The sequence below is a fragment of the Pectobacterium sp. CFBP8739 genome, assembly GCF_013449375.1.
Classification (GTDB): domain Bacteria; phylum Pseudomonadota; class Gammaproteobacteria; order Enterobacterales; family Enterobacteriaceae; genus Pectobacterium.
In genome coordinates, this window is record NZ_JACDRR010000016.1 from 99,625 (window position 1) to 125,760 (window position 26,136).

The 26,136-nt window shown below is 52.3% G+C and carries 26 protein-coding genes and 1 pseudogene; 14 read left to right on the forward strand and 13 right to left on the reverse strand.

All coding sequences use genetic code 11. The features are described 5' to 3' along the window. Nucleotides 1-611: 611 nt before the first annotated feature. From H0247_RS13805 to ltnD, 6 genes are all read right to left on the reverse strand, one after another. Nucleotides 612-2,291, reverse strand: a complete 1,680-nt coding sequence (locus tag H0247_RS13805; protein WP_180743049.1) for a methyl-accepting chemotaxis protein — start codon at nucleotides 2,289-2,291, stop codon at nucleotides 612-614. A gap of 308 nt (nucleotides 2,292-2,599) precedes the next feature. Further along, complete coding sequence (locus tag H0247_RS13810) at nucleotides 2,600-3,958, reverse strand: GntP family transporter (protein WP_180743050.1); 1,359 nt, start codon at nucleotides 3,956-3,958, stop codon at nucleotides 2,600-2,602. 169 nt (nucleotides 3,959-4,127) lie between these two features. After that, nucleotides 4,128-4,916, reverse strand: a complete 789-nt coding sequence (gene otnI / locus H0247_RS13815) for a 2-oxo-tetronate isomerase (protein ID WP_180743051.1) — start codon at nucleotides 4,914-4,916, stop codon at nucleotides 4,128-4,130. 33 nt (nucleotides 4,917-4,949) lie between these two features. Continuing rightward, nucleotides 4,950-5,606, reverse strand: a complete 657-nt coding sequence (gene otnC / locus H0247_RS13820) for a 3-oxo-tetronate 4-phosphate decarboxylase (RefSeq protein ID WP_180743052.1) — start codon at nucleotides 5,604-5,606, stop codon at nucleotides 4,950-4,952. Next, complete coding sequence (otnK, locus tag H0247_RS13825; RefSeq protein WP_180743053.1) at nucleotides 5,603-6,868, reverse strand: 3-oxo-tetronate kinase; 1,266 nt, start codon at nucleotides 6,866-6,868, stop codon at nucleotides 5,603-5,605. Before otnK ends, otnC begins: the two co-directional genes overlap by 4 nt. Beyond that, nucleotides 6,865-7,779 carry an L-threonate dehydrogenase gene (ltnD, locus tag H0247_RS13830; protein ID WP_180743054.1) on the reverse strand — a complete coding sequence of 305 codons (915 nt, stop codon included), beginning with the start codon at nucleotides 7,777-7,779 and terminating at the stop codon, nucleotides 6,865-6,867. Before ltnD ends, otnK begins: the two co-directional genes overlap by 4 nt. Before the next feature lie 338 nt (nucleotides 7,780-8,117). Between ltnD and ygbI the strand changes: the two genes are divergently transcribed. Continuing rightward, nucleotides 8,118-8,879: a DNA-binding transcriptional repressor YgbI gene (gene ygbI / locus H0247_RS13835; RefSeq protein ID WP_180743055.1), complete on the forward strand. Its 762-nt coding sequence runs from the start codon at nucleotides 8,118-8,120 to the stop codon at nucleotides 8,877-8,879. A gap of 23 nt (nucleotides 8,880-8,902) precedes the next feature. Here ygbI and H0247_RS13840 read toward each other — a convergent pair whose 3' ends face one another. Beyond that, the gene (locus tag H0247_RS13840) at nucleotides 8,903-9,232 is read right to left on the reverse strand and encodes a DNA-binding transcriptional regulator (RefSeq protein WP_010303241.1); all 330 of its coding nucleotides are present in this window, start codon (nucleotides 9,230-9,232) and stop codon (nucleotides 8,903-8,905) included. Continuing rightward, nucleotides 9,183-9,608, reverse strand: a complete 426-nt coding sequence (locus H0247_RS13845; protein ID WP_180743056.1) for a type II toxin-antitoxin system RelE/ParE family toxin — start codon at nucleotides 9,606-9,608, stop codon at nucleotides 9,183-9,185. Before H0247_RS13845 ends, H0247_RS13840 begins: the two co-directional genes overlap by 50 nt. 199 nt (nucleotides 9,609-9,807) lie before the next feature. Between H0247_RS13845 and H0247_RS19850 the strand changes: the two are divergent. From H0247_RS19850 to H0247_RS13885, 9 genes and pseudogenes are all read left to right on the forward strand, one after another. Beyond that, nucleotides 9,808-9,978: pseudogene (locus H0247_RS19850) on the forward strand (DeoR family transcriptional regulator); the annotation flags it as partial. A 116-nt stretch (nucleotides 9,979-10,094) separates the two neighbouring features. Continuing rightward, a complete protein-coding gene (locus H0247_RS13850; RefSeq protein ID WP_180743057.1) occupies nucleotides 10,095-10,790 on the forward strand; it encodes a hypothetical protein in 696 nt (231 codons plus the stop codon). A 1-nt stretch (nucleotide 10,791) separates the two neighbouring features. Further along, complete coding sequence (locus H0247_RS13855; protein ID WP_180743079.1) at nucleotides 10,792-11,208, forward strand: hypothetical protein; 417 nt, start codon at nucleotides 10,792-10,794, stop codon at nucleotides 11,206-11,208. Between the two features lie 443 nt (nucleotides 11,209-11,651). Next, entirely contained in the window at nucleotides 11,652-12,986 is a 1,335-nt protein-coding gene (gene ugpB / locus H0247_RS13860; protein WP_180743058.1) for a sn-glycerol-3-phosphate ABC transporter substrate-binding protein UgpB, read from the forward strand. Between the two features lie 72 nt (nucleotides 12,987-13,058). Next, nucleotides 13,059-13,946: a sn-glycerol-3-phosphate ABC transporter permease UgpA gene (gene ugpA, locus H0247_RS13865; protein ID WP_180743059.1), complete on the forward strand. Its 888-nt coding sequence runs from the start codon at nucleotides 13,059-13,061 to the stop codon at nucleotides 13,944-13,946. A 25-nt stretch (nucleotides 13,947-13,971) separates the two neighbouring features. Next, nucleotides 13,972-14,817: a sn-glycerol-3-phosphate ABC transporter permease UgpE gene (ugpE, locus tag H0247_RS13870; RefSeq protein WP_180743060.1), complete on the forward strand. Its 846-nt coding sequence runs from the start codon at nucleotides 13,972-13,974 to the stop codon at nucleotides 14,815-14,817. A gap of 25 nt (nucleotides 14,818-14,842) precedes the next feature. Next, nucleotides 14,843-15,916 carry a sn-glycerol-3-phosphate import ATP-binding protein UgpC gene (locus tag H0247_RS13875; protein WP_180743061.1) on the forward strand — a complete coding sequence of 358 codons (1,074 nt, stop codon included), beginning with the start codon at nucleotides 14,843-14,845 and terminating at the stop codon, nucleotides 15,914-15,916. Then, nucleotides 15,916-16,665 carry a glycerophosphodiester phosphodiesterase gene (ugpQ, locus tag H0247_RS13880; protein ID WP_180743062.1) on the forward strand — a complete coding sequence of 250 codons (750 nt, stop codon included), beginning with the start codon at nucleotides 15,916-15,918 and terminating at the stop codon, nucleotides 16,663-16,665. Before H0247_RS13875 ends, ugpQ begins: the two co-directional genes overlap by 1 nt. 208 nt (nucleotides 16,666-16,873) lie before the next feature. Continuing rightward, nucleotides 16,874-17,830, forward strand: coding sequence for an AEC family transporter (locus H0247_RS13885; RefSeq protein ID WP_180743063.1), 957 nt, complete (start codon nucleotides 16,874-16,876; stop codon nucleotides 17,828-17,830). A gap of 342 nt (nucleotides 17,831-18,172) precedes the next feature. Here H0247_RS13885 and H0247_RS13890 read toward each other — a convergent pair whose 3' ends face one another. After that, nucleotides 18,173-18,469: a hypothetical protein gene (locus H0247_RS13890; protein ID WP_180743064.1), complete on the reverse strand. Its 297-nt coding sequence runs from the start codon at nucleotides 18,467-18,469 to the stop codon at nucleotides 18,173-18,175. A 383-nt stretch (nucleotides 18,470-18,852) separates the two neighbouring features. On the opposite strand from H0247_RS13890, the gene H0247_RS13895 reads away from it, so the two are divergent. Continuing rightward, entirely contained in the window at nucleotides 18,853-19,317 is a 465-nt protein-coding gene (locus tag H0247_RS13895; protein WP_180743065.1) for a tRNA (cytidine(34)-2'-O)-methyltransferase, read from the forward strand. Nucleotides 19,318-19,327: 10 nt separating this feature from the next. Here H0247_RS13895 and H0247_RS13900 read toward each other — a convergent pair whose 3' ends face one another. The 4 genes from H0247_RS13900 to cpxR form a co-directional block, all read right to left on the reverse strand. Then, nucleotides 19,328-20,128: a DUF3142 domain-containing protein gene (locus H0247_RS13900; RefSeq protein WP_180743066.1), complete on the reverse strand. Its 801-nt coding sequence runs from the start codon at nucleotides 20,126-20,128 to the stop codon at nucleotides 19,328-19,330. Beyond that, entirely contained in the window at nucleotides 20,098-22,272 is a 2,175-nt protein-coding gene (locus H0247_RS13905; protein WP_180743067.1) for a hypothetical protein, read from the reverse strand. The genes H0247_RS13900 and H0247_RS13905 overlap by 31 nt, the downstream gene beginning before the upstream one ends. Nucleotides 22,273-22,464: 192 nt before the next feature. Continuing rightward, the gene (gene cpxA / locus H0247_RS13910) at nucleotides 22,465-23,835 is read right to left on the reverse strand and encodes an envelope stress sensor histidine kinase CpxA (RefSeq protein WP_180743068.1); all 1,371 of its coding nucleotides are present in this window, start codon (nucleotides 23,833-23,835) and stop codon (nucleotides 22,465-22,467) included. After that, nucleotides 23,832-24,530: an envelope stress response regulator transcription factor CpxR gene (gene cpxR / locus H0247_RS13915; RefSeq protein WP_180743069.1), complete on the reverse strand. Its 699-nt coding sequence runs from the start codon at nucleotides 24,528-24,530 to the stop codon at nucleotides 23,832-23,834. Before cpxR ends, cpxA begins: the two co-directional genes overlap by 4 nt. A gap of 153 nt (nucleotides 24,531-24,683) precedes the next feature. Between cpxR and cpxP the strand changes: the two genes are divergently transcribed. From cpxP to H0247_RS13930, 3 genes are all read left to right on the forward strand, one after another. Next, nucleotides 24,684-25,208 (forward strand): cell-envelope stress modulator CpxP, encoded by a 525-nt coding sequence (gene cpxP / locus H0247_RS13920; protein WP_180743070.1) that lies wholly within the window; start codon nucleotides 24,684-24,686, stop codon nucleotides 25,206-25,208. Nucleotides 25,209-25,435: 227 nt separating this feature from the next. Further along, entirely contained in the window at nucleotides 25,436-25,717 is a 282-nt protein-coding gene (locus H0247_RS13925) for a type II toxin-antitoxin system HicA family toxin (RefSeq protein ID WP_180743080.1), read from the forward strand. Beyond that, nucleotides 25,714-26,076, forward strand: coding sequence for a type II toxin-antitoxin system HicB family antitoxin (locus tag H0247_RS13930; RefSeq protein WP_180743071.1), 363 nt, complete (start codon nucleotides 25,714-25,716; stop codon nucleotides 26,074-26,076). The genes H0247_RS13925 and H0247_RS13930 overlap by 4 nt, the downstream gene beginning before the upstream one ends. Nucleotides 26,077-26,136: the final 60 nt, after the last annotated feature.

Genomic DNA, 26,136 nt, shown 5'->3' on the forward strand with positions numbered 1-26,136 from the left:
AATGCCATCACGTTGCGGTTTGAGCTCTTTCAGGTAAATCCTTTCCTTTAATCACTGCCCGTTTCCTTTCGGCTATAAATGTATTTCACGTTACTTTTTCTGGTTACTCGCTTAGCAAAGTAGGGTTGTGTCCGGTGCGGTAGAACCTATTCTGATGACAGGGAAATGATGGCGCAGGAGTATAAAAGGCGGCGGTAAAAGCCGCAATATCTCTATGGGTTAGAGAAAAAATAAACTGATATCGTGCTGTAATGTTAAATTGACAGTCATGTTAATAGAGGTTGTAGTTATGATTCTTTTGCTTATTTATTCAACGCTAAAAGAGGATTGTTTTTCATTCCTTCTTTTTTTTCGAACGACATGATGTTTTTAGCATCATATATTTGATGATAAAAACATCATGTCGCAATCACTCCCTTGTTTTTATTGATTTTACTTTATTGCGTTTACTATAAAGTTGATTATTGGTTTTTATTAATTGCTTTTTTATATCGAAAAAATTCACGTGCTTCTTTCATCCCTGCATGGTATTCAGATTGGAAGGGGATCAAAACGCCGATCGCTCAGCGGCTTCGGCGTTTTCTGATTAACCCTTATTTTCTGATTAATCCTTAAAAGGTTTCCCAGTTTTGCTTATCGCTTGCCGTACTGCTTCTGGGATGGGCAAGGGAGAGTGTTGCGCTGTCGGGCTTTTTCAACTGTGGTGCAGAGCGCTGTGACGATCCGCCTTCCACAATGAAGACTTTCATCAGCTCGACCAGATGGGCTGCCTGATCGCTTAGGCTATCGGCAGCGGACGCGGATTGCTCAACGAGCGCGGCGTTCTGTTGTGTGACCTGATCGAGTTGGTTCACCGCATCATGAATCTGTGACACACCGGATTCTTGTTCCTGCGTGGTGACGCCGATTTCGTTAATCAGGTCGGCAACGTGGCGCGCCTGACGCACCAGTTCTTCAATTGTCGTTCCCGCATCGCTAACCAACGCAGATCCCGTCTCCACTTTCTCGACGCTGTGGCCGATCAGCTCTTTGATCTCTTTGGCTGCGGTGGCGGAGCGCTGCGCCAGTGAACGAACTTCCCCCGCCACGACGGCAAAGCCACGGCCTTGTTCGCCAGCCCGTGCAGCTTCCACCGCGGCGTTGAGCGCCAGAATGTTGGTCTGAAAAGCGATGCCGTCAATGACGCTAATAATGTCGCCAATTTTACGCGAGCTGTCGGTAATCTCTTTCATGGTGACAACGATATTGCCAACGACTTCCCCGCTTTTAGCCGCGGTATTGCTGGCGGCCTGCGCCAACTGCGCCGCGTTACGCACGGTGTCTGAGTTCTGGCGTACGGTTTGGCTCATCTCTTCCATTGAGGCGGCGGTTTGTTGCAGGTTGGCTGCCTGCTCTTCCGTTCGCTGGCTGAGGTCGGTACTGCCTGCGGCAATCTGGCTTGCACCGGTGGCGATAGATTCACTGCTCTCACGTACCTGTTCAACAATCCCGCTCAGGCTTTTACGCATCGCATTCATGGCGGCGAGCATGCTGTGGTTATCGCCGGGGCGCAGATCGACGCTGACGGCCAGATTTCCCTGTGCAACCTCTTGCGCGATGTGTGCCGCGTAAGCGACTTCGCCACCCAGCAGATTTTTTATCGTGCGGGTGATCAGGATGGAGATAACAACCCCGATGAAGACCGCGAACCCAGCGAACAGCAGCAGCGTATTACCATCCTCTCTGGCTTTAAGCATGGCGTTGGTCGTCATTTCCATCGTTTGCTTTTTCTGCAACGCCGTCAGCCCGTCCAGCGCGGCAAAAACCGATGCCTGTGCAGGGGGTAATTCATTGACCATGACTAATGCCGCCTGTACTTTTTCTTCCGGCACCCCGGAAAGGCTTAATGCAATAGCCTTATTCACCGCTTTCAGATAAACCGGCCGAGCCTGCGTAAGCTGTTCCAGCAAGGCACGCGCCTCCGGTTCGGCAAGCTGTTTATAGACTTTTTCCAGCGCTTCACTATTGCGGGTAATTTGCTGATCGAACAGGCGTTTTTCTTCCTGAATACGCGCGTTGTCTTGTGAGAGTCCGATATTACGGACAACGCGGGCGACAACCTCAAACCCGCTCTTGGTATCCTGAATCAGAAGCAGGTTGGCCAGATTTTTTTCAGAGAGTGATTCAATATCTTTACCCAGATTGGCAAGATGGACGCGTCCCAGAATGGCAACCATCAGACCGATAATAATGACAGAGGCGAAACCTGCGCCCAGCATGGCACCAAGTTTCATTTTTGATAGAAAATTCATAATGTTCCTTTATTATTTTTCATTGATTGACACAGACTTTGCCTTACCGATTGGTCATCCTTTACAACAAGTCAGGAATTGGGTTGTATTTCTGATTGCACACTGCTGTATGCCGATTTGCGAGAGCGGGCAGAAGAGCACGTTGTTTCTTACCCAAGAGACATTATAAAGGCGGGGAGAAAACGGGTAGATGTGGAATATGGGAGTAAAAAGGGCGCATTTGTCAGCATAAAGGAGGTATGTAAATGCCGTATTTGGTTGATACCAATGGGGAAGCCGCAGCCTCCCCATGGTGAAATTTCACGTGGTTACATCACCAGCCACAGCGCCCAGGTGAAGAGGAAACCGGCCAGCCCGAGGATCGTCGTCAGCACTGTCCAGGTGCGCAGACCATCGGCGACGGAGAGCCCCAGATACTTGGTGACGATCCAGAAGCCGGAGTCATTAACGTGTGATAATCCCAATCCCCCAAAGCAGGCAGACAGCGTCACCAGCACCAGTTGCATCTGGTTCAGACCGCTGACAGCTTCGCTCAGCAGGCCGCAGGTGGTGAGAATAGCGACGGTAGCCGAACCTTGCGAGGCACGCAGCGCCAGCGACAAAAGAAACGCAGCAGGCACCAGCGGCAGGTGAATGCTGGTCAGCGTATCTGCCAGCGCTTTACCCACGCCCGATTCCACCAGCACTTTACCGAACACGCCGCCCGCACCGGTCACCATGATGACAACCGCCGCAGCAGGCATCGCGTCTCCCATGACGCTGCCTGTCTTTTCAAGCGACCAGCCGCGACGCATGGCAATAAAGTAAACCGCCAGTGCCAGGGCAATCAGTAGCGCAACAGCAGGAGAACCGACCAGTGTAGTGACATTACGCAGTGGGTGGCCTGCTGGGAATAGCGTCGCCGCCACGGTGCCGAGCATAATAATTGCGATAGGAATGACAATCAGCGCGGTAACCAAACCCGCAGAGGGGGCATTTTTATGTTGGACGGCCTCACTTTTGTCTTCCGTTTTCGTGAGTTGTAATTGCTCTAGCACATCAACAGATAAGGCGTATTGGCGGCGATTGAGATATTTGGCAACCCAGAAACCGATAATGCCGACAGGAATAGAAATCGCCAGCCCTAAGATAGTTAACCAGCCCACATCGGCTTTTAACAAACTGGCCGCGGCCACTGGGCCTGGGTGAGGGGGAAGCGCAACGTGCACAGTCAGCATCACACCGGCGACGGGCAAACCGAATTTAAGTGGAGAGACTTTCGCGACTTTCGCAAAGCCGTAAATAATTGGGGCGAGGATAATAAAGCCGACATCAAAGAATACCGGAATGCCGAGAATAAATGCTGCCATAGTCAGCGCCGCAATAACGCGCTTTTCTCCCAGTGTTTGGGTAAATTTCTTTGCCAGAGATTCGGCTCCGCCAGAAATTTCGATCATTCTTCCCAACATGGCACCCAGACCGATTATCATGGTGATTGAGCCTAATACGCCGCCCATCCCACTGGTCATGACTTTCATTATTTCTTCTGTGGGTATTCCTGTAGCCAGAGCAACCAGCAAGCTGACAACTAATAACGCAACAAAAGGCTGAACTTTTAACTTAATAACCATTAATAGCAAGAGTAACACACCGGCGATAGCGATGCAGAGTAAGAGCGAGGTGGCCATATTCTTATCCTCAGTAACCCTATTTCAATTAGTCGAATGAAATAAATGGGATGATTGTTTATTATTTGAATACGCTTAGTGGTGGCTCCCGTAATAATTACGGGAGTCTGTTCTATTTTTTCTATGTAAAAATGTGTCTCTGGTGTTGGTCTTTTTTAAACGTAATGAATTAGTGTTTTTTCTCCAGCCAAGGTTTAGCCCATCCCAATCCGTCTTCGGTTTTACCGCGCGGGTTATATTCACAGCCAACCCAGCCGGAATAATTCACGCGATCTAATTCGGCAAAGATGAATGGATAATTAATTTCCCCTTCATCGGGCTCATGTCGTGCAGGGACAGACGCAATTTGAATATGTCCGATACGGCCAGCCAAATCGTGAATAATTTGTGCCAGGTTGCCATCGACAATTTGTGCATGGAAGAAATCCAGCTGGATATACACATTAGGTCGGTCGATCAAATTGGCTAATTCCAGCGCCTGATACTGGCTGGCGAACAGATAATTGGGTTTCACCTTCGCGCTCAGTGCTTCAATCATGATATTGATGCCGTGCGGCGCAAACTTATCGGCGGCGTAGCGCAGGTTATCGATAAAGGTTTGCTGGTAGGCAGCACGGTCTTCACCGGGCGGGACGACGCCGCCCATCACCAGCACCGAAGGGCAGTTCAGCGCCAGCGCATATTCCAGCGCGTTGTCGATATCACGGCGAGCATCCTCAATGCGGTCGGGCAGGGCTGAAACGCCCCATTCGCCTGCGGCAACATTGCCGGGTGCGGTATTGAACAACACCTGCTTTAAGCCATTTTCCCGCAGTTTTTCCGCCAGCAGCGGTGCCGGATATTCATAAGGAAACAGGTACTCGACCGAGGTGAAACCCGCATCAGCAGCGGCTTTAAACCGATCGAGAAACGGCACGTCAGTAAACAGCATAGAAAGATTGGCAGCAAACTTAGGCATGGTTAACTCCATCGCTCAGTAAAAAGTGGCTCATCAAGAGAGCTCGGTAATTTCGTCTGCGGTGAGGTAGCGAATTTTTCGGTCACCGAGAATAAAAATCAGCTTGGCAGTTTCTTCCAGCTCTTCCATGTTGTCCGCCGCTGCGCGTAGGTCTTTGCCAGTAACGACGGGGCCGTGGTTAGCCAACAGGAACGCTTTATAGCGTGAAGCCAGCTTTGCCAGATCTTCACCGAGCCGGGCATCACCGGGGCGGTAATAAGGCACGACGGGCACTTTACCGACGCGCATGACCACATAGGGCGTGAACGGCTTGATGGCATCCTGCGTATCCAGCCCTTCCAGACAGGAGAGCGCCGTCAGGTAGGTGCTGTGCAGATGTACGATCGCCTTGCACTCGGGATCGTTACGGTAAATTGACAGGTGAAAGCTGACCTCTTTCGATGGCTTATCCCCAGAGATCCACTCGCCGCTCAGGCTGACTTTTGACAGCCGATCGGCATCCAATTCGCCGAGGCAAGAGCCGGTCGGCGTTGCCAGCAGCGTGCCGTCATCCAGTAGCAGAGAGAGGTTTCCGGCTGAACCGGTGGCGTAACCACGCTGGAAAAAGGACGCGCCCAGCTTAACCATCTCCGCGCGTGCGCGCTGCTCGCTGTTCAGTGCGGTTTCGGTGCTGTGGTGTTTTTCACTCATACGGCACACTCCTTTTGGGCGCGGGCAAAAAAGTCTTCATCACCAAAATTGCCGGATTTCAGCGCCAGCGAGAGCGGGTGATTGGTCGAACGCACCCACGGTACGCCGGGAGAAATGGACGGCCCGATGTGGAACGCGTGAATGCCCAGCGTCTGTACCACGATGCTGGAGGTTTCACCGCCCGCAATAATGAAGCGCTGGAAACCGTCCTGCTGAAGCTGGCGAGCGACGGCAGCAAACAGTTTCTCCACCGCCTGGCTGCTGGCTTCTGCCCCCCAGCGCTGCTGAATCTGTGCCAGTTCGTCAGGTGATGAGGTGGCGTACAGCAGCGGTGCGAGCGCGTCGTCACGGTGGGATTTCACCCAATCAACCAATTCCTGCACGTAGGATTCATCGCCTTGCAGGCTGCGAGCAACGTCAATAGCGCGACCCGCCGCCTGTTTCAGGTACTGGGCGACCTGCTTATTGGTCATGACCGAACAGGAGCCGGACAGCACAACGCCTGCGCCGGACTGCGGCTTTCCTGCCTCGGTAGCGGAACCAGTTTGTGTCGCGGGTTCTGCCCACTGACGTGCCAGACCCATCGCCAGGCCGGAACCGCCGGTAACCAGCTTCATGTCGCGCAGTGCTTCGCCCTGCGTTAGCAGGTGTTGTTCGTTCAACGTATCCAGCACCACATAGCGGATGCCTTGTTCTTTCAACTGCGCCAGCCGCTGTTTGACGGCTTCCGAGCCCTGATCCATCACGGCATACGGCACCAGCCCGCAGCGTCCGGCTGCCTGCTGTTCCATGACGCGCATCAGGTTGCTGTCCGTCATCGGCGTGACGGGGTGGTGGCGCATTCCGGATTCGGACAGCAGCTGATCCATCACGAATAAATGACCCTGATAGACGGTTCTGCCGTTCACCGGCAGCGCCGGAGAGATGATGGTCTGCGTTTCGCCGAGCTGTTCCAACAGCGCATCGGTCACCGGACCGATGTTGCCTTTCGCGGTGCTGTCGAAGGTGGAGCAATACTTAAAGTAGAACTGCTGGCAGCCCTGTTGTTGTAGCCACGTCAGCGCCTTGAGGGAATCCGCCACCGCTTGCTCCGCTGAGCAGGAGCGCGATTTCAGGCTAATGACCACGGCCTGCGTCTCAACCTTAAAGTCGGACGGCGGCACGCCGTTGAGCTGGACGGTCGGTAGCCCATTGTTCACCAGAAAGCTGGCGATATCCGTCGCACCGGTAAAATCGTCGGCAATCACACCTAGCTTGATCATGGTGTCTCCTTCTTTTCCGGCAGCGTAATGCCGTTAAAAATCTTGATGACCGCGCTGTCGTCTTCTTTACCGAATCCGGCGTTGCTGGCGGCGGTAAACATGTTGAATGCCGTGGAGGCCAGCGGCAGTGGGAAGTGCAGCGATTTAGCGGTGTCGGTAACCAGCCCCAGATCTTTCACGAAGATATCGACGGCGGATTTTGGCGTGTAATCGCCATCGACAACGTGGCGCATGCGGTTCTCAAACATCCAGGAATTCCCTGCGGCGTTGGTCACCACGTCATACATAATATCCAGCGGGATATCGGCGCGAGCGGCCAGCGCCATCGCTTCCGCACCGGCGGCGATGTGTACGCCAGCCAGCAACTGGTGAATAATTTTAACCGTTGCGCCCAGCCCGATTTCTTCACCGATGCGGTAGACCTTGCCCGCGACGGCATCGAGTACCGGTTTCAGTTTCTCAAACGCCAGCTCGGAACCGGATGCCATTACCGTCATGTCGCCAGCGGCGGCTTTGGCCGCCCCGCCGGAGACGGGTGCATCCAGCATAATGAGCTGATGTTCTGCCAGACGTTGCCCAATAGTTTTGGCATCCTGCGCGGAGATGGTAGAGGACACCATGACCACAGTGCCTGGCTTGAGTTTCGTGGCGACCTGCGGTTCACCGAACAAAATGCCGTTCACCTGTGCGGCGTTTACGACCAGCAGCACGATGGCATCCAGCTTGTCGGCAAAGGCATCAATTTTCGTGTCAGCGTCTGCCGCACCCGCCTGACGTAACCGTTCCAGCGCCTGTGGGTTGAGATCGACGCCATAGGTCGTCAGCCCCGCGTTGATACAGGACGCCGCCGCGCCAAACCCCATGGAACCCAGACCGATAACGGCGACAGCATAATCAGAAGTCTTTTTCATCGTGGTTGCCTTGTTAAAAATAGTGATTTTTTGTTCTATGGTGTTAAATATAAGGACTATCAGGACAAGATATGGTGATTTTTATCACATAAATTAACATTGAGATCGTGATGATACAGTGTGGCTGAACACTACGTGGAAAGAGAAATCCGTGATTTTCCTTGTATATCATTCGATTAAACATGATCTCTCGCTGCCTAACGATGAATGCAATCATGTCTGGCGTGGTTTATGGCGTGAATTTATGATAATTATCGTCATCAAAAGGGGTGTTTCTCACAATATTTATCAGCCCCCCTATTTATCACACCAGCACAACCAAACAGGGAACGGACAGCGTGATTCCAGTAGAACGTCATCAACAGATTCTGGCGCTGATCGCCGAGCGCGGCGCGGTAAGCATTAACGAACTGACCGAGCGGCTGGACGTGTCGCACATGACGGTACGGCGCGACGTGCAAAAGCTGGAGCAGGACGGCCTGCTGCTGAGCGTCTCGGGTGGCGTGCGCTCGCCTGAACGGTTGGCGATCGAGCCGTCGCATCAGGACAAATCCGTGATGTTCAGCCAGCAGAAAGCGGCGATGGGTAAACTGGCGGCTCAGCACATTCCGTTGAATAGCTGCATTTATCTGGATGCAGGTACTACCACGCTATCGCTGGCGCGCGAGCTGGCGGAACGCGACGATCTCCTGATTGTCACCAACGATTTTGCGATTGCCGCTTTTCTGATTGAGTCCAGCCAGTGCCGCATGATCCACACGGGCGGCACGCTGTGCCGGGAAAATCGTTCCTGCATTGGAGAAGCCGTCGCGCAGGCGCTGCGCAACCTGTTTATTGATATCGCCTTTATCTCCGCCTCTTCGTGGAGCCTGCGCGGGCTGTCCACGCCGAATGAAGACAAAGTGGTCGTGAAACGAGCGGCGGTAGAAGCCAGCAGCAAGTGCGTACTGCTATGTGACACCTCAAAATACGGCCGCATCGCCACCCACCTCGCCACGCCGCTCAGCGTATTCGATAGTATCATCACCGACGACGGCCTACCTGCTGCCGCCAAAGACGCCTTGAGCAAAATGGGGGTTGAGGTGCTGGTGGCGGGGTGAGGGGGTTGTTTATGTCTGTTTGCCTAACTGGCAAAAATATCCAGACCTTTCTCGTTGATTATATTGAGAAGACGTAGCGCAGCCCCTGAGGGTTTCTTCTCATTCCGTTCCCATTTTGAGACGCTCTCAACGGACATATTGAGAGCGTAAGCTAAAGAAGATTGCGACATTTTATAACGGGAGCGCATGTTCTGAATTTCTGCACCGCTCATTGCGTGAGCTTGCTCGATGCGTTCACGGAATTCCCGTGCTGCAACCCGATTATTGATGCGTTCCATTGTGGTATCAGTGATACCCCCGTGTTCATGCAGGCTTTTTGCCATTTCCTGCAGCTCTTTCATCTTTGCAGCCATCGCATTCCACCTCTCGTAGTTCTTTCACTTTTACCAATTGAGCTATTTGTTGAACGGTGAGTTGAAGTAGGTCACCAGCAATGTCTTTATAAACAGCTAGCTCGTCATCCTGAATTTCTTTAACACCTTTCCTTACCTGATTTTTTTTCCATCCATCGGCAAAAAATAGATTAGAGCCCAGTTTGAAAAAGATGATAGTTCTGGCTCCTGCACGCTTTCCGGCATTCAATGCGATTCGTTTCTTAATCACACCACCGCCAAGGTCACCCTCAAAGCGACCATTCATTACCTCATGAGCAATCTCACAAAGGTAACTGTCTGAAAGTAGTTCGCTTTTTAGTTTTTTATCGAAGAGCTTTGTCGTGTATACCGCCACGGTTCATCCTTAAACATGACTAGTAATAATAACTATAGTCTAAATTACGGGTTTTCTACAATGTTCGCAGTCGTAGTGGCACGAAATAGTATGTTTAATCGGTGCTTTTACCTCTCCCTCTCTTTGTCATTTTCCCGTTATTTTTCTGTCATACGCGCATGCCATGTTTGTTTTCGCCCAAAAAACGCCGTGATGTTCAGCCAGCAGAAAACGCGTACTGCTGTGCGGCACCTCAAAATACGGCCGCATCGCTACCCACCTCGCCACGCCGCTCAACGTATTCGACAGCATCATCACCGACGACGGCCTGCCTGCCGCTGCCAAAGAAGCGCTAAGCAAAATGGGCGTTGAGGTGCTGGTGGCGGGTTGAAAAGGATAGCTAAAGTGGGACGGTCTAACTATCGCCTTGAGTCCAATGTGGAAATAAACGTATTATCGTGATGTCGTTAATTAAATAAACTCATGAAAAACAAAGGAATGTAAATAATGAGCGTGCGTAGTGAAATTATTGATGGCCGACAAGCCTCTGGTGTGACATATGGCTTGATTTATACCGAGGTGCTAGGTTGGATTGATTTAGGCCATGCGAAAGGGGACGACATTAAGGATATTATTCAACAAATGTATGTCGGAGAGAATACTGAAGACGGAATGCCATACTACGATGTTACCTATAAACAAGGCATGATTGGACTCAGAAGAAGTGTCACTATCAACCGGTTTATTAAGTGGCGGATAAAAAAAGGAAGGTCTCTTCAAGAAAGACATCGCATTGCTCTTGCTATGATGCTCACCGTTGCGAAACGGTTTGAATCTATGCAGGCCTCTTTTCCATTTAATTTAGTTACAGATAGTGGATTTAGTGGGGAAGATCTTGTTTCAGATTTATTAGGTTTTTACCGAGTGGTTTCTACTCCTAACCCTTTTTATTTATTACGGCCAGTGAGTAAAGAAGAAGCATTAAAACGCTGGGATTTCTATGGCCCTATCGGAAATTTTAAAAATATAGGATTCCGACCTATTTTATTTCCGGACCCTGAGCTTATGCCTTATGCTCAACCTCGGTTAGGGTTTCTCCCCTCTTTTATGCAAACAATACAACCTTATAATGACTTTGAGTCAGGAAATGTAGGTATTGCATCCTACGATGGCACTGAAATCACAACAAATTTCTTTAAATAACATGAAAAAAAAGATAATTATACCACTCGTCATATCGATCCTAATTGCCTTGCCGCTTATCTATTACTGGCCTGCCATGGTTATTCTGACGGAGGGGAGTTCTCGCTACACGGAACAGGACACCCGACGATATGAAATGCTGACGGACGAGATCATTAAAAATTGCCCGCGTATTTCTTCTATCTATGATTTTGGCTATGCCACGGTTGATGGCCCTGCATTGGAAGTCAGCAATATTACGTTTCAAAACGCCAATGACGCGACAAACATACGCGGCTATCTAGCGTCGCTTGGTTTTACGCTGAGCTACACAGACACGACGGGTGAGTATTGGAAGTCTACGGATTCAGATGAAACGATACATATAGGAATCATCAACGATCCTAACACTGTCATCGTTGATGTCATTCGAAAATAGCCCTGAGTAGGGTAGTCAGAGTGTTTAATAGAACCTTATGGTTTCATGCCGTTATTCTAGCTTTTGTTGCGATGGGGGCGGACTAGAACAACTATTCTGATTACACTTTTTATGCTCGGCAATTTCATGCAGCGTCAACGGGCTTTCGCCGCTTTCATCTCCTGCCAAGATAGCGTGGTATAAGGAGTAACGACCAGTATTATCTTGAATATTGGCTTTTAGATCGTTACTCCACTTCTTACGCCGATTGTCGTCCATGTTTAGTGAAAACCTGTAAAATCTATTTACTGTAGGATAAGCGACTTCTTTACTTATACCCCCCCTTTCTTTGTCACTTTCCCGTCATCTTCCAGTTATTTTTCTGTCATGCGCTCATGTCATGTTTACCTTCGCATAAAAAACGCCGTAATGATGGCGCATTTAATTGATTGCAGGAGACAGGCATGTTCAACAACACAATTCGTAAAACACATGCTATTCGCACCGCCGCGGCGTGTGTGGCATTAGCGCTGATGAGCGCCAGTGCGCAGGCCGCGACAGAAATTCCTTTCTGGCACTCCATGGAAGGCGAATTAGGGAAAGAAGTGAATTCTCTGGCTGACCGTTTTAACAAAGCGCACAGCGATGTAAAAATTGTGCCGGTCTATAAAGGCAACTACGAACAAAACCTGGCTGCCGGGATTGCGGCCTACCGTGCTGGGAATGCGCCCGCTATTTTGCAGGTCTATGAAGTCGGTACGGCGACCATGATGGCAAGTAAAGCCATCAAACCTGTCTATGAAGTCTTCAAAGAGTCAGGCATTAATTTCGATGAGTCGGTGTTTGTGCCAACTGTCTCCGGTTATTACACCGATGCGAAGAGCGGCCACCTGCTGTCGCAGCCGTTTAACAGCTCCACGCCGGTGCTGTACTACAACAAAGATGCCTTCAAGAAGGCGGGTTTAGATCCAGAACAGCCACCGAAAACCTGGCAGCAAATGGCTGAATACACCGCCAAACTGCGTGCTGCCGGGATGAAGTGCGGCTATGCTAGCGGCTGGCAGGGCTGGATTCAGATTGAAAACTTCAGCGCTTGGCACGGTCTGCCAGTTGCGAGCAAAAACAACGGCTTTGACGGCACCGATGCCGTGTTGGAATTCAACAAACCAACGCAGGTTAAGCACATCCAGCTGTTGCAGGACATGAACAAGAAGGGTGATTTCACCTATTTCGGGCGTAAGGATGAGCCGACCGAGAAATTCTATAACGGTGACTGCGCTATCACGACCGCTTCTTCCGGTTCGTTGGCGAACATCCGCGAACACGCCAAGTTCAACTACGGTGTTGGTATGATGCCGTATGACGCCGATGCGAAAGGCGCGCCGCAGAACGCCATTATCGGCGGAGCCAGCCTGTGGGTGATGGTCGGCAAAGATGCCGCGACCTACAAAGGCGTCGCTGAGTTTATGAAGTTCCTGGCCGAGCCGGAAAATGCCGCTGAATGGCACCAGAAAACCGGTTATCTGCCCATCACGACTGCGGCGTACGAACTGACGCAGAAGCAGGGCTTCTACGAGAAAAACCCCGGTGCGGATATCGCCACGCGTCAGATGCTGAACAAGCCACCGTTGCCGTTCACCAAAGGTCTGCGTTTGGGCAACATGCCGCAAATTCGTACCGTTGTGGATGAAGAATTAGAAAGCGTATGGACAGGTAAGAAGACGCCGCAACAGGCGTTGGATAGCGCAGTAGAACGCGGTAACGCGCTGCTGCGTCGCTTTGAGCAATCGACGAAGTAATACGCTTCTGTTGAGCAATACCGGGCCGAAGGGAATCGGCCTGTTTCTTTTCTGTTTGCAATGAGTTACCGCATGACATCATCCCGCCCCGTTTTTCGTAGCAACTGGTTGCCCTACGTGTTGGTGTTACCTCAACTGCTGATTACCGTGATTTTCTTTATCTGGCCAGCCGGTCAGGCGCTGTGGTATTCGGTGCAGAATCTCGATCCGTTTGGGTTATCCAGCGAATTTGTCGGCATGGAAAACTTCAGACAGCTGTTCAATAACCCGTACTACCTTGATTCGTTTTACACCACGCTGATATTCAGCTTTCTGGTAGCTGGGTTTGGCATGTTGATTTCACTCTTTCTGGCCGCGCTGGTGGACTACGTGATCCGTGCCAGCCGCCTGTACCAGACGTTGATCATCCTGCCGTATGCCGTGGCACCCGCCGTTGCTGCCGTGCTGTGGATGTTTTTGTTTAACCCCGGTCTGGGGCTGATCACCCACTTTCTCGGGCTGCTGGGCTATACGTGGAACCACGCACAGAACAGCGGTCAGGCGATGTTTTTAGTCGTGTTGGCGTCGGTCTGGAAGCAGATTAGCTATAACTTCCTGTTCTTCCTTGCGGCGCTGCAATCGATCCCTCGTTCACTGATGGAAGCGGGCGCGATTGATGGCGCTGGGCCCGTGCGGCGCTTCTTCAATCTGGTGCTGCCGATGATCTCACCGGTGAGTTTCTTCCTGCTGGTGGTCAATCTGGTGTACGCCTTTTTCGATACCTTCCCGATTATCGATGCTGCGACGGCCGGTGGGCCAGTGCAGTCGACGACCACGCTGATCTACAAAATTTATCGTGAAGGCTTCGCAGGGCTGGATCTGTCCAGTTCGGCAGCGCAGTCGGTGGTACTGATGATATTGGTTATCGGGCTGACCGTGATTCAGTTCCGTTTTGTTGAGCGGAAGGTGAATTACCAATGAAGATAAATCTACAAGGTCAATGCCAATGATTGAGAATCGTCGCGGGTTAACTATTTTCAGCCACGTCATGCTGATCGTCGGCATTCTTGCCGTACTGTTTCCGCTGTATGTGGGGTTTGTGGCTGCCACGCTGGATAACCAGGAAGTCTTTCAGGCGCCGATGACGCTCATCCCCGGTTCTCATCTGTGGGAAAACCTGCGTTATATCTGGCTGCACGGTGCGGGCAACAACACCACGCCGTTCGGGCTGATGCTGCTTAACAGCTTTGTGATGGCACTGGCGATTACGGTAGGCAAAATCACCGTCTCTATTCTGTCCGCTTACGCCATCGTCTATTTCCGTTTTCCGCTGCGCAACCTGTTCTTCTGGATGATTTTCCTGACGCTGATGCTGCCGGTGGAAGTACGTATTTTCCCGACGGTGGAAGTGATCGCACGGCTGGACATGATGGACAGCTACACCGGTTTAACGCTGCCGCTGATGGCCTCGGCGACCGCCACTTTCCTGTTCCGCCAGTTTTTTATGACGCTGCCGGATGAACTGATGGAAGCGGCGCGTATCGACGGCGCCAGCCCGATGCGTTTCTTCTTCGACATGGTGTTACCACTGTCGAAGACCAATCTGGCGGCGCTGTTCGTGATCACGTTTATCTACGGTTGGAACCAATATCTGTGGCCGCTGCTGATTGTCAGCGATGCCGATCTGGGCACCGCAGTCGCAGGGATTAAAAGCATGATTGCCTCCGGCGATGGCGCGACCCAGTGGAATCAGGTGATGGCGGCTATGCTGCTGACCATGCTGCCGCCGCTGCTGGTGGTGTTGCTGATGCAGCGCTGGTTCGTTCGCGGTCTGGTCGACAGCGAAAAATAAATCGAGACGAATTTCGGAAACGCTTATGGCATGTTTAAAACTTCAGGCCGTCACCAAGTCTTATGATGGCAAAACACAGATTATCCAACCCATCGATCTGGATGTCGCGGATGGCGAATTCGTGGTGATGGTCGGGCCGTCAGGCTGCGGTAAATCGACACTGCTGCGTATGGTGGCAGGTCTCGAACGCACCACCAGTGGTGACATCTATATTGATAACCAGCGGGTCACCGATCTGGAACCGAAAGATCGCGGCATTGCGATGGTGTTCCAGAACTATGCGCTTTATCCCCACATGAACGTGTTCGACAACATGGCTTACGGTCTGAAAATTCGCGGCTTTGGTAAGGCGCAGATTCGTGAGCGTGTAGAAGACGCAGCGCGAATTCTGGAGCTGATGCCGCTGCTGCAACGCAAACCGCGTGAACTATCAGGCGGCCAGCGTCAGCGTGTGGCGATGGGACGGGCGATTGTCCGTGAACCGGCGGTGTTCCTGTTCGACGAACCGTTGTCGAATTTGGATGCCAAACTGCGTGTACAAATGCGGCTCGAATTGCAGCAACTGCATCAGCGCCTGAAAACCACCAGTCTGTACGTCACACACGATCAGGTTGAAGCTATGACGCTGGCACAGCGCGTCATCGTGATGAACAAAGGGATTGCCGAACAAATCGGCGCGCCGGCTGAAATTTATCGCCGTCCTGCCTCGCTGTTTGTGGCCAGCTTTATTGGTTCACCTGCGATGAACCTGTGGTCGGGTCGCATTAGCGATGACGGTTGCCGCTTTGAAATTGGTGAAGACATCGCACTGGCGCTGCCTGAACCGAAGCCACAGTGGAGCGGTAAAGCATTGACGCTGGGGGTTAGACCAGAGCATATTCAGCTGGCGACGCGCGAAACCGGCGGTATTCCGTTGCAGATTTCAACACTCGAACTGCTGGGTGCGGACAATTTAGCGCACGGCAAGTGGGGCGGACAGAACGTCATCGCGCGGCTCTCTTACGAACACTGTCCCGCCATCGGTTCGACGCTTTGGCTGCATTTACCGACGTCATCATGGCACCTGTTTGATTCGCAAAGCGGATTACGGATGGAATAATGGAAACACTCTGGCCTTACCCGAGCATTGTCGCCCATCGCGGCGGTGGTTCACTGGCACCGGAAAACACGCTGGCGGCGATTGATGTTGGTGCCAGTCTCGGTCACAAGATGATCGAATTTGACGCCAAGCTGTCGCAGGACGGCCAGATTTTCCTCCTACACGACGACACGCTTGAGCGCACCAGCAACGGCTGGGGCATTGCAGGTGAACTGCCGTGGGACAAACTGGTCGGGCTGGATGTCGGCGGCTGGTACGGTCATAAATTTGTCGGTGAACGCCTGCCTTTGCTGTCGGAAGTGGCAAAACGCTGCGCGCAGTATGGTATGGCAGCCAATATCGAGATTAAACCCACCACCGGATATGAAACCGAAACCGGGCGGGTGATTGCGCTGGCGGCGCGCCAGCTGTGGGCCGATCATCCGGTTGCACCGCTGCTGTCATCGTTCTCTATCGACGCTCTGGAAGCCGCGCAACAGGCTGTACCAGAACTCCCGCGCGGGCTGCTGCTGGATGAGTGGGAAGAAGACTGGCCGACGTTAACGCAGCGTCTGGGGTGCGTGTCCATCCACCTGAATCACAAACTGCTGACGGCAGAACGCGTCGCGGCGCTGAAAGCCGCGGGTTTACGCATTCTGGTTTATACCGTCAACCAACCTGATCGCGCGCAAACTTTGCTGGATTGGGGCGTTGACTGCATCTGCACTGACCGGATAGATTTAATTGGGGCACACTTCGCGACCGGCTGAGGTCTGCTCATCGCCGAATGTCGATCGTTTAAGGATCGAGATACCGGGGCTACCACGGTGTGAGGCATCCCTGCGGGAACCTCATCACCGTGTTTCCCCTAAATCCATACTTATGATTAAGTGACCAGCATTCGCCTATTGCCGTATTATCTTTGATTGCGGCGGATCCCCTTTCTGACTCGGTGCCGGTAAATAAGGAAGTGGCTTCATGCCCGTATTTATTGTTTCGCTTTGGCACCAGATTTTTCTGTCGTTACCCCTCTTTGTTCTCATCGCGCTCGGCTATAGCCTGATTCGCTACGGTAAATGGCCAACCACTGTGACCGACGGTATGACGCGTTTTGTCTTCTCCGTCGCCATGCCCGCGATGCTGTTCCGCCTGATGTCGGATTTTTCCAAACGTCCGGTGGTGGATGCCCGACTGCTGATCGCTTTTTTCGGCGGCTGCCTGCTGGTGTTTGTCTTAGGGCGGATCGTGGCGCGCAAGATCTTCCATCTTGATGGTGTCTCCGGCTCGCTGTTTGCGCTGAGTGGCATCTTCTCCAACAACGTGATGCTGGGGCTGCCGATTGCGACGCTGATGCTGGGCGAAGAGGCGATCCCATCGGTCGCGCTGGTCGTGGTGTTTAACGGGCTTATTTTGTGGACGCTGGTGACGGTGTCGGTGGAATGGGCGCGTAATGGGGCGCTGTCGCTACAGGGCTTTACCAAAACTGCGCTGGGCGTGCTGAAGAACCCGCTGATTATCGGCATTCTGTCCGGTACGGCGTTCAGCCTGACCGGCCTGCCGCTGCCATCGTATGTCGATCAGCCGCTTTCCATGCTGGGGCAGATTGCCGCGCCGCTGTCGCTGGTGGCGTTGGGAATGGGGCTGGCGGAATACCGCGTGCGCGATGGTTGGCAGATTAGCACGGCGATTTGCACGATCAAGCTGCTGGTGCAGCCGCTGGTGATCTGGGGGATTGCGATCGCACTCGGTCTGCCGGAAATGGAAACGCGTGCGGTTGTGTTGCTGGGGTCGATGGCGGTGGGCGTCAACGTCTATCTGATGTCTCGCCAGTTCGATGTGCTGGGCGGCCCGGTGGCATCCAGCCTGCTGTTATCAACGGCGATGGCGGCATTAACCACGCCGTTGATTTTAACGCTGATGGGTGTGCGGTTATAGTCAGCCACGCTTGGCTAGGAAGCCTGTGGTTAGGCATTCTGTTAGTGTTATGTAATGTTTCGTGCGCGTTTGTTCTCGTGGTTTTCTGCAACCGTTGTCGTATGCGCCCGACACGGTGCGGCTCAATCGCCGCCGCCCCGTGACCCCCGGCTTTTCGCGGGGAATCACGCCGCTTTGCGGTACCTTCGGTGTTCATGCCCGCTACTCGGACCGCCTGTGACGCGCTCCCGGCGCGGCACAGGCTTTCGCGGTGTCCATACCGCTCATCCGGCGGTCATGCCCACCTCAGCGTAATTCTTTACGCGCGTAAGATAATAAAAATCAAAAGAGCAGATCCGTTGATCAGGGGTTCTGTTTAATCGGTGGTGGTGGTGTGGTTCTCTGTGACCGCTGTAGATCTTGCTGTAGTTGTTGCTGACGCTGTTGATTCAACTGTTGATTGCGTTGCTGGAGCTGCTGACTCAATTGCTGTTGCTGCAATTTCTGGCTCTGCTGCATACTCTGCTGTAGCTGTTTTTGGCTGCTGATGCCATTTTCAAACTGCTGCTGAGGCGTCGACGGCTGTGTCGTATTGGCGCTTGTCAGAAGCGGCAGGCCGAGCAGGGCGGCACAGGCTAATAGTGTCTTAGGGTGTTTCATTAAACCTCCACACAAGCCTTCGGCCTGTCGATAAGCCATTTGCGAAACGAAAACGGCAATAATGGGATAGAAGAGTAAAGCGTTTGCGCCATGGACAAAGACGTCAGGAGCGTCTTTGAACGTCGCTTGCGACGGCCCTGAAAGGGTGAATCTCAGTATGAGATTCATATCCGCGCAATCCGAGCGTACAGGGATGTATTTACAGCGTCTTTACGATCTATCCATTATCGCTGCTCGAACGCCTTTTTCCGTAAGATCAAGTGTAATCGCTGTGGGTGAAAACGTCGTGCAGAGTAATCCGCATTCCGGTGTACAGGTTTTGGGCACGTGATGGGAATGCGTTATACTGCGGCGGAATTTTCCTTCGTGGTTGACGTTATCTCATGTTCCATATCGCGCTCTATGAGCCTCAAATTGCACCAAACACTGGCAATATTATCCGACTGGCGGCCAACAATGGCTGTACGCTTCATTTAATTGAACCGCTGGGGTTTGATTTTGAAGAGAAAAAGCTACGCCGTGCGGGGCTGGATTATCACGATCTGGCGAACGTCAGCCGTCATAAAAACTATCAGGATTTTCTAGCCGCGGTACCGGGTAAGCGCATCTTCGCCTGTACCACCAAAGGTAGCCGCCCTTATGACCAACCGAGCTACCAGCCCGGTGATGTATTGCTGTTTGGATCGGAAACGTCCGGTCTGCCGGATGAGATTCGCAATGGCTTCGAGCCAGATTTCCGTATCCGCATTCCCATGCAGTCTAATAACCGTAGCCTGAATCTGTCCAATGCGGTGGCGATCATCAGCTATGAAGCCTGGCGGCAAAATGGCTTCGGCGGTTGCCTGTAGCCACGGTTTGCTACAGCCTGCCGGTGGCGGACTTTTTCAGCGGCGGATTCACCAGAAAAACCACTTCCCCGCGATAATACGGTGAAGTGGCAAGGCGCTGCTGCCACTGTGGTTCCCACTTGCCGTTTTGTACCAGCCCTACCCGGAAAGGCAGAGTCAGTTTCAGCAGCGCGGGCAGGTACGCGGCGTAGTTGGTTATGGTGCTGCGCCCCTGATAGGTCTGCACTACCACTTCAGCGAGCTTACCCTGTAAGCGATTTAACGCTGAGACATCCCCAGTTTTTGACCAGTCGAGCAGCCCAGTAATGCTGAGTTGACAACCCTCGGGTAAACGCTCGCGCAACTGTGTCAGAAATGCGACATAGCCTGCTAACTGATAGCTTTTCGCGTCAAAGTCGATCTGAATCCCGACAACCTGATTACCGTGGTGCTGCCATTTTTCCCGTAGCTTTAGCATCCGGTTTAGATGGCGATCGGAAAGTTCCAGCGTAGTCATGCGGAAAGCCAACCAGACGCGGTTAACGCGCAATTGGCTAGGCGGAATCCCCTGACGCAGGAACACGACTTTCCCCTGACGGCGCGCTATTTCGCCTTGATGCAGGTATAGCGTCTGCGCCTGATGCAGAATGGGCTGGGGCCGCACCGCTGCCCACAGCCAGAAATCCTGATAGCGTGTCGCATCAACGGTGGCGTTCATCGCGTTGATGGTTGACGGTGCTACGTTAACGGAAGTGGCCTGCGTACAGAATGAGAGTATGCAGGCCAGCACGATTGACGGCGTTACCAGTAATAATCGAGCTTGTCTGCCCACACGCTGCCTTTGTATTTGGTTTTCAGTTGAGTAAACCAGGCTTTGCGGGTTGCCTTGCTGATTTCCTGTGGACCACAGTCGTTATAGCCGCTCGGCGCATAGCAGTAGACCGCGCGATACAGAGCATAGGTTTTGTCTTCCGGCGGCGCTTTCGGATCGGCAATCACCCGCATATAACCATCCAGACGATTATATTCAGTGCCGACGAATTGTGTTGGTGCGTTGGTGAGCCCACTCAACATGCTACCTTCCCCCCAGTCGAAGCCCACGCTGTTATTGGTACGCAGGAAAAATTCGCCGAGGCAGTTAATCGCTCGGGCGTCACTGGGGCGTTGGTTCAGCGTCGTGACCACGTCATTCAGCGCCGGACATTGATAGTCTTCTTCGGTATCGCTGCCATCCCAGTCAAATGCCGTCAGATCTTCCTGATTCCAGCTTTGATTTTCGCTGCTGACTAGTGGTGAGATGTCTTTTCGCAACTGAACATCCTTGAGATAGCTGGCGTAATCACCGTGGGTCAGCGACTTGGTTAATAGCGTATGCAGCGCAATGGCCCGCTCCTCATGGCTCTGCTGTGCGCCCGTTTGCTGGCGGAGCAAATCGGCGTTGGCGCTAATCTTCAGCACGGCGGAACGGAAACGCAGATTTTTCACTGGGCTGTCGGCGGTAAACATTCGCTCGGGATGGCCTGCCTTGACCAGCGTTTCTGCCAGCGCTAATTGCAGGAACTGATTCTGCGTGTACCCCATCTTGCGCGTTAACAACTGGCGCCAGTGCGCTTCTGCCTCATCCCAGCGCTCTAGACGCACCAGCGCCCGGCCGCGTAATACTTGCAGACTAAAACGCACGGTATCGGTCAGATCGTTTTCCTGCGTAGCGGGAACGCTGTTAACCACGGCTGCGTAATCTTTTTGACCATAAAACAGCTGGGCGGCTTGAAGGTAGCTAAACGCGTCCTGCATGTTGTTTTGCTCAAACAGCGGTTTCTGTACGGCCAGTTCTTCGGTGGATAAGGCGGGTAATGCCAGCCAGCCTTCATCTGAACGCAAGCGCTTGAGGTCTTGCACCATCGTCAACGGCGCGCTGTCTGGCGCACGGGTAAACTGACTATTTTCCAGCAGCTTATTGTCGATCTCATCGTTCAATTCAAGGAGGTCTTCGACATCGGTGGTGCCGTCCAGTTCGTGTTGGTACGTTTTCGCTAGGGCATTCGTATCATTCATGATCCAGTAGGCGCGGCGATACAGTCCGTTAGCGGAATCGACGTATTGTCCCTCGGGATACTGTTTCAGGTAGTCATCAATATGCTGAACGGCCAACTGAGCAGTGGCTTTATCGGCTTTACTGGCATCGAACATGTTGTATTCATCAAGCGCGTTTTCCATGGCTTTATTGATTGCTGCGCGAATCAGCATATAGCGTGAAGTTTCGGCTACCCAGGGCTGTGGTGATGATACCAACGCCTGAAAACCGCTTTCCGCCTCATCAAAGTGACCCTGATAGAACGCCAGAACCGCGAACAAATATTGCATAAGTGCGCCGGCATGCCCTTCGTCCGACAGGCTTGCGAGACCCTCGTTCAGCGCGTCTTTGGTATACAACGGATTGAGAAGATTCACCCGCTGATGTGCCAACAGTGTGCGCTGTTCCTCGGTGAGTTGCTTGTCCGCTAAAAGTACATCGAAAAACGCTTCCAGCGTGGAGAGTCCGTTGGAAATGTGCCGTCCTTCGTTATCATCAGGCGAAAACGTGGAGATCGTGCTCTGAACGGATAAAGGAAGGTGTAGTTGCTTTGCTTTGTTGAGCGTCGAGAGGTAAGGTGCATCAGCCGTGACGTCCTCTCCTGGCTCTGACGTCTGAGGCGTTTCCGTCGCTGCGATCCCCATGACTCGGTAGGCCGTGAAAGGGTCGATACGTGAACGTGCTTGATCGGGTAAAGGATGGGGTAACGGAAGCGAAATTCCGTTGAGGTGGCTTTGCAGTAACATCAGATTCGTACGCGTGTCATTACCTGGTTGCAGGTAAGGCAGGGCGGACATGCCGCATTCTGAGTCGGAAAAGCCGCACACTCCATCGCTGGAACTGAATGCCTGACTGCTCATTAATGCGGTCAGTACGCCAGCCAGCAGCGTTACTCCTTTCATGGTTGGTATCCTTCATTTAACACGGGTCTTGCCTGTTTTCGGCATGAGTGGCGATCACTCTACGCAATCGCATAAAAAACGCAATCCAGTGTAACTTTGAGAAGGTAAACAGAAGATGACAGGCGCCCTATCGGGCACCTGTCATCGGAGTTGTCGAGGGGGCGTCGGCAGCGGGGGAAGACGCTGCCCGATTTACCGTTGATGCAACGGCAGCCAGATAATCAAACGCAATCCACCCAGCGGGCTGTCTTCTGCTTTGACCCAGCCTTTGTGCTGCGTAATGGCGGTTTCCACGATAGCGAGACCCAAACCGCTGCCGCCGGATTCGCGATCGCGCGCTTCATCGGTACGGTAGAAGGGGCGGAAAATCTGTTCGCGATCTTCCGGGCTCACGCCGGGGCCGTCATCATCCACTTTGATGGTGATGCCCTGATTATCCACTGAGAAGGCCACTTCGATGTGGTTGTGCGAATAGCGCAGCGCATTACGCACGATATTCTCCAGCGCACTGTCGAGCGAAGCAGGGTTGCCAAAGAGCGTCCATGGCCCCGGTGGGTAAGGCACTTCCAGTGTTTTCCCCATCTGCTCGGCTTCAAAGGCGGCATCGTCCAGCACATTGCCCCATAGCTCATCGGCGCGTAGGAATTCACGGGTCAGTTCGTTCTTGTGCTGATTGCGTGAGAGCACCAGCAGATCGTTAATCATGCTGTCGAGCCGTTGGGTTTCTGTCTCGATGCGGTTTAGCTCATTGCCTTCCCCTTGGCGCCGGCGCAGTAGCGCTGTTGCCAACTGTAAACGGGTCAGTGGCGTGCGTAGCTCATGAGAGATATCCGACAGCAGACGTTGCTGTGCGGTAACCATCCGTTCCAGCGCGCTGACCATCTGGTTAAAGCTGACGCCCGTTGCCTGAAACTCCTGCGGGCCGGATTCCAACTCAGGGTGCTGGCGTAAGTTGCCTTTGGCGACTTCATCGGCCGCATGTTTGAGTTTACGCGCGGGTTTCGCCAGACTCCAGGCGAGCCAGAGCAGCAGCGGTGAACTGATCAACATGGTGAAGATCAGCAGGAGTAACGGACGGTCGAACAGCAAACTAATGAAATCCGACTGTGGACTGCTGCTGGGGCGACTCAGGTAGAGCTGGTAGTTGTCTTCACCGTCACGAATAGAGAAGGGGCCCAATAGCTCAATGCGGCCATAGTTTTTCTTTTGCGGATGATCGGCATTATCTGATAACCCGATAAAGTTGCGCACGATCTGCATTTCATTCTTTTGTGCACCTAATATCCGCCCTTCGCTGGTGATCAACAGGAGGCGCTGCCCCGGTGGAGCCCACTTCTCCAACACCCAGAACAGCCGTAGCCACCAGCGCAGATCGTTGGCGGGGGTGTTGGCAAGGTCTGCTTCAATGTGCTGTTCCAGCATGATGCCCTGCCGCTGCTCGTTTTCCAGCAAGGCGGTAAGCTGGCGCGAGTCCAGCTTGGGCACCATCAGAACCAACATGAGTACCAGCGCCAGCGTTAACCAAAAAATGGCAAAAATACGGGCGGTCAAACTATTGATCATGCAGCGGATACCATCAGATAGCCTCGTCCACGTAGCGTTTTAAACCAGGATAAACCGTCCTTGCGTTCTGGTAGTTTACGGCGCAGGTTCGAGATATGCATATCGATCGCACGGTCAAATGGCGTCAGGCGTTTCCCCAGCACTTCCTGGCTTAAATGCTCGCGGGAAACCACCTGCCCCAGCCGCTGGGCTAACAGGTAGAGCAGCGTAAATTCGGTGCCCGTCAGATCCAACACTACATCGTCAAAGCTGGCTTCCTGACGTCCGGGGTTCAGACGCAGGCCGTCAACTTCCAGCGTCGGCGCGCTGTTATCGCCAGCTTGCTGCTGATCGGTCCAATTGGAACGGCGAAGAATCGCGCGAATACGCGCCACCAGTTCTCTGTCATTAAAGGGCTTCGGCAGATAGTCATCCGCACCCAGTTCCAGACCAAGAACGCGGTCTAATTCACTGCCGCGTGCGGTCAACATGATGACCGGCGTTTGATGCTGTTGTCGTAGTTCTTTTAATGTATCGATACCGTTTTTCTTCGGCATCATCACATCCAGTAATAACAGGTCAATGGTGTTATCTAATATCTGTAACGCCTGCTCGCCGTCGTAGGCGACAACGACGTTAAAACCTTCCATTTCGAGCAACTCTTTCAGTAAAGCCGTTAGCTCTCTATCGTCATCAACCAGCAGAATTTTATTCATGTTTTCTCTACCTCCAAGGGCAAAATACGACATAGATTAGCGCTATTCCATGACTTTACGTAGTTTTACATCCTCTGACGGATGTTTGCAGCAAGATGCGTAGACTCATGCTCATTGATTCACAAAATGACGTACCGCTCTGGAGAGTTATCGATGCAACAGTTCGCAACCTTATCTCTTGCTTCACTGCTTATGCTAGGCACGTTTACCGCCGTCGCAGCAGAAAGTGGAGATGCCCCAGTGAGCGGCTGGTATATCGATGATTCCGCCATAAAAGGTGTATCCGGCCAGCAAGGTATGTTCGATGGCGTGAGGCTGACGGAGCAACAGCGCCAGCAAATGCGTGATTTGATGCACCAAAGTCGTCAGGACAAACCGGCGTTTAATGCCGAAGATGTTAAAGCTATGCACAAGCTGGTGACGGCAGAAACGTTTAATGAAGCGGCGGTGCGAGCGCAGATAACCCGAATGATGAGTGTACAGATTGAGCGTCAGATTCAGATGACTCGAGTGCGCAACCAAATGTACAACCTGCTGACGCCAGCGCAGAAAGAAATATTAGAGCTGAAGCATAAGCAACGCATGAAAGAGATGCAGCAACAGATATCCCTGTTTAACCAGATGTCCGCGCCAGCACCAGGCACGACAAACCAGACTGAGACAGAGAATCCCGAGTAGTAGCGCTAGTGTAGTAAGTCGTCTGTAGTAAACGTAGTGCAATCCGAGTAGTCATGTGTAGTAGGTACACACCCTGTTTTTCCTTGCCATAGACACCATCCCTGTCTTTTTGCCCTCCATGATGGAGGGTTTTTTTTGCTTTTTTAAAAGCGGCAACATATTTTGACTTCACTATTCGACTTCAAATGAAGGGGTTCTATAATGACTTCAAAAAATGACATCATGGAATCGGCAATGCAGGGAAAACTAGCCAGTCTACGAAAAAACAGCGAGAAACGCTGAGCCAAATTTTCAAAACACCCGTGCTTTCAGGTGTTAAATGGTCAAATGGTGAGTCACTCATCACTGCGTTAGGTGGTGAAATTAAGGAAGGTAGCGGGTCACGGGTGCGATTTTTATTGAATGGGAGTATTGCCCGATTCCATCGTCCTCACCCGTCACCAGATACCGATAAAGGCGCACTGGTTAGCCTGCGTGAATGGCTGGAAAGTATAGGAGTAAAACCATGACGAAAGCACTCAACACACCAAATACGATGGTGGTTTCCGGCCAGCCGGCCATTATCAGTTACGTACCGGAAATCGGTATGTTTCGCGGCAAGTTTATTGGCTTATCTGGCTACTGTGATTTTGTCGCCGACAGTATTAATGGCTTGAGGAGTGAGGGTGAAATTTCGCTACGTGAATATCTGGAAGATTGTCAGGAAAACGGCATTGAACCTTACGAGCGTGAAGAGAAAGTGAAAACGTTCACTCTTCGTTATCCTGAATCATTCGGGGAACGGCTGACCATTGCGGCAGCTGAGCGCCAAATTTCAGTGAATGCGTTTATTGTCGAAACACTTAACGAACATATGAAACAGGTATAACTGGCTGCCGCTTTGGCGGTTTTATTGCATAAAAACAATAGTGAAAGCCCGTAGTACACC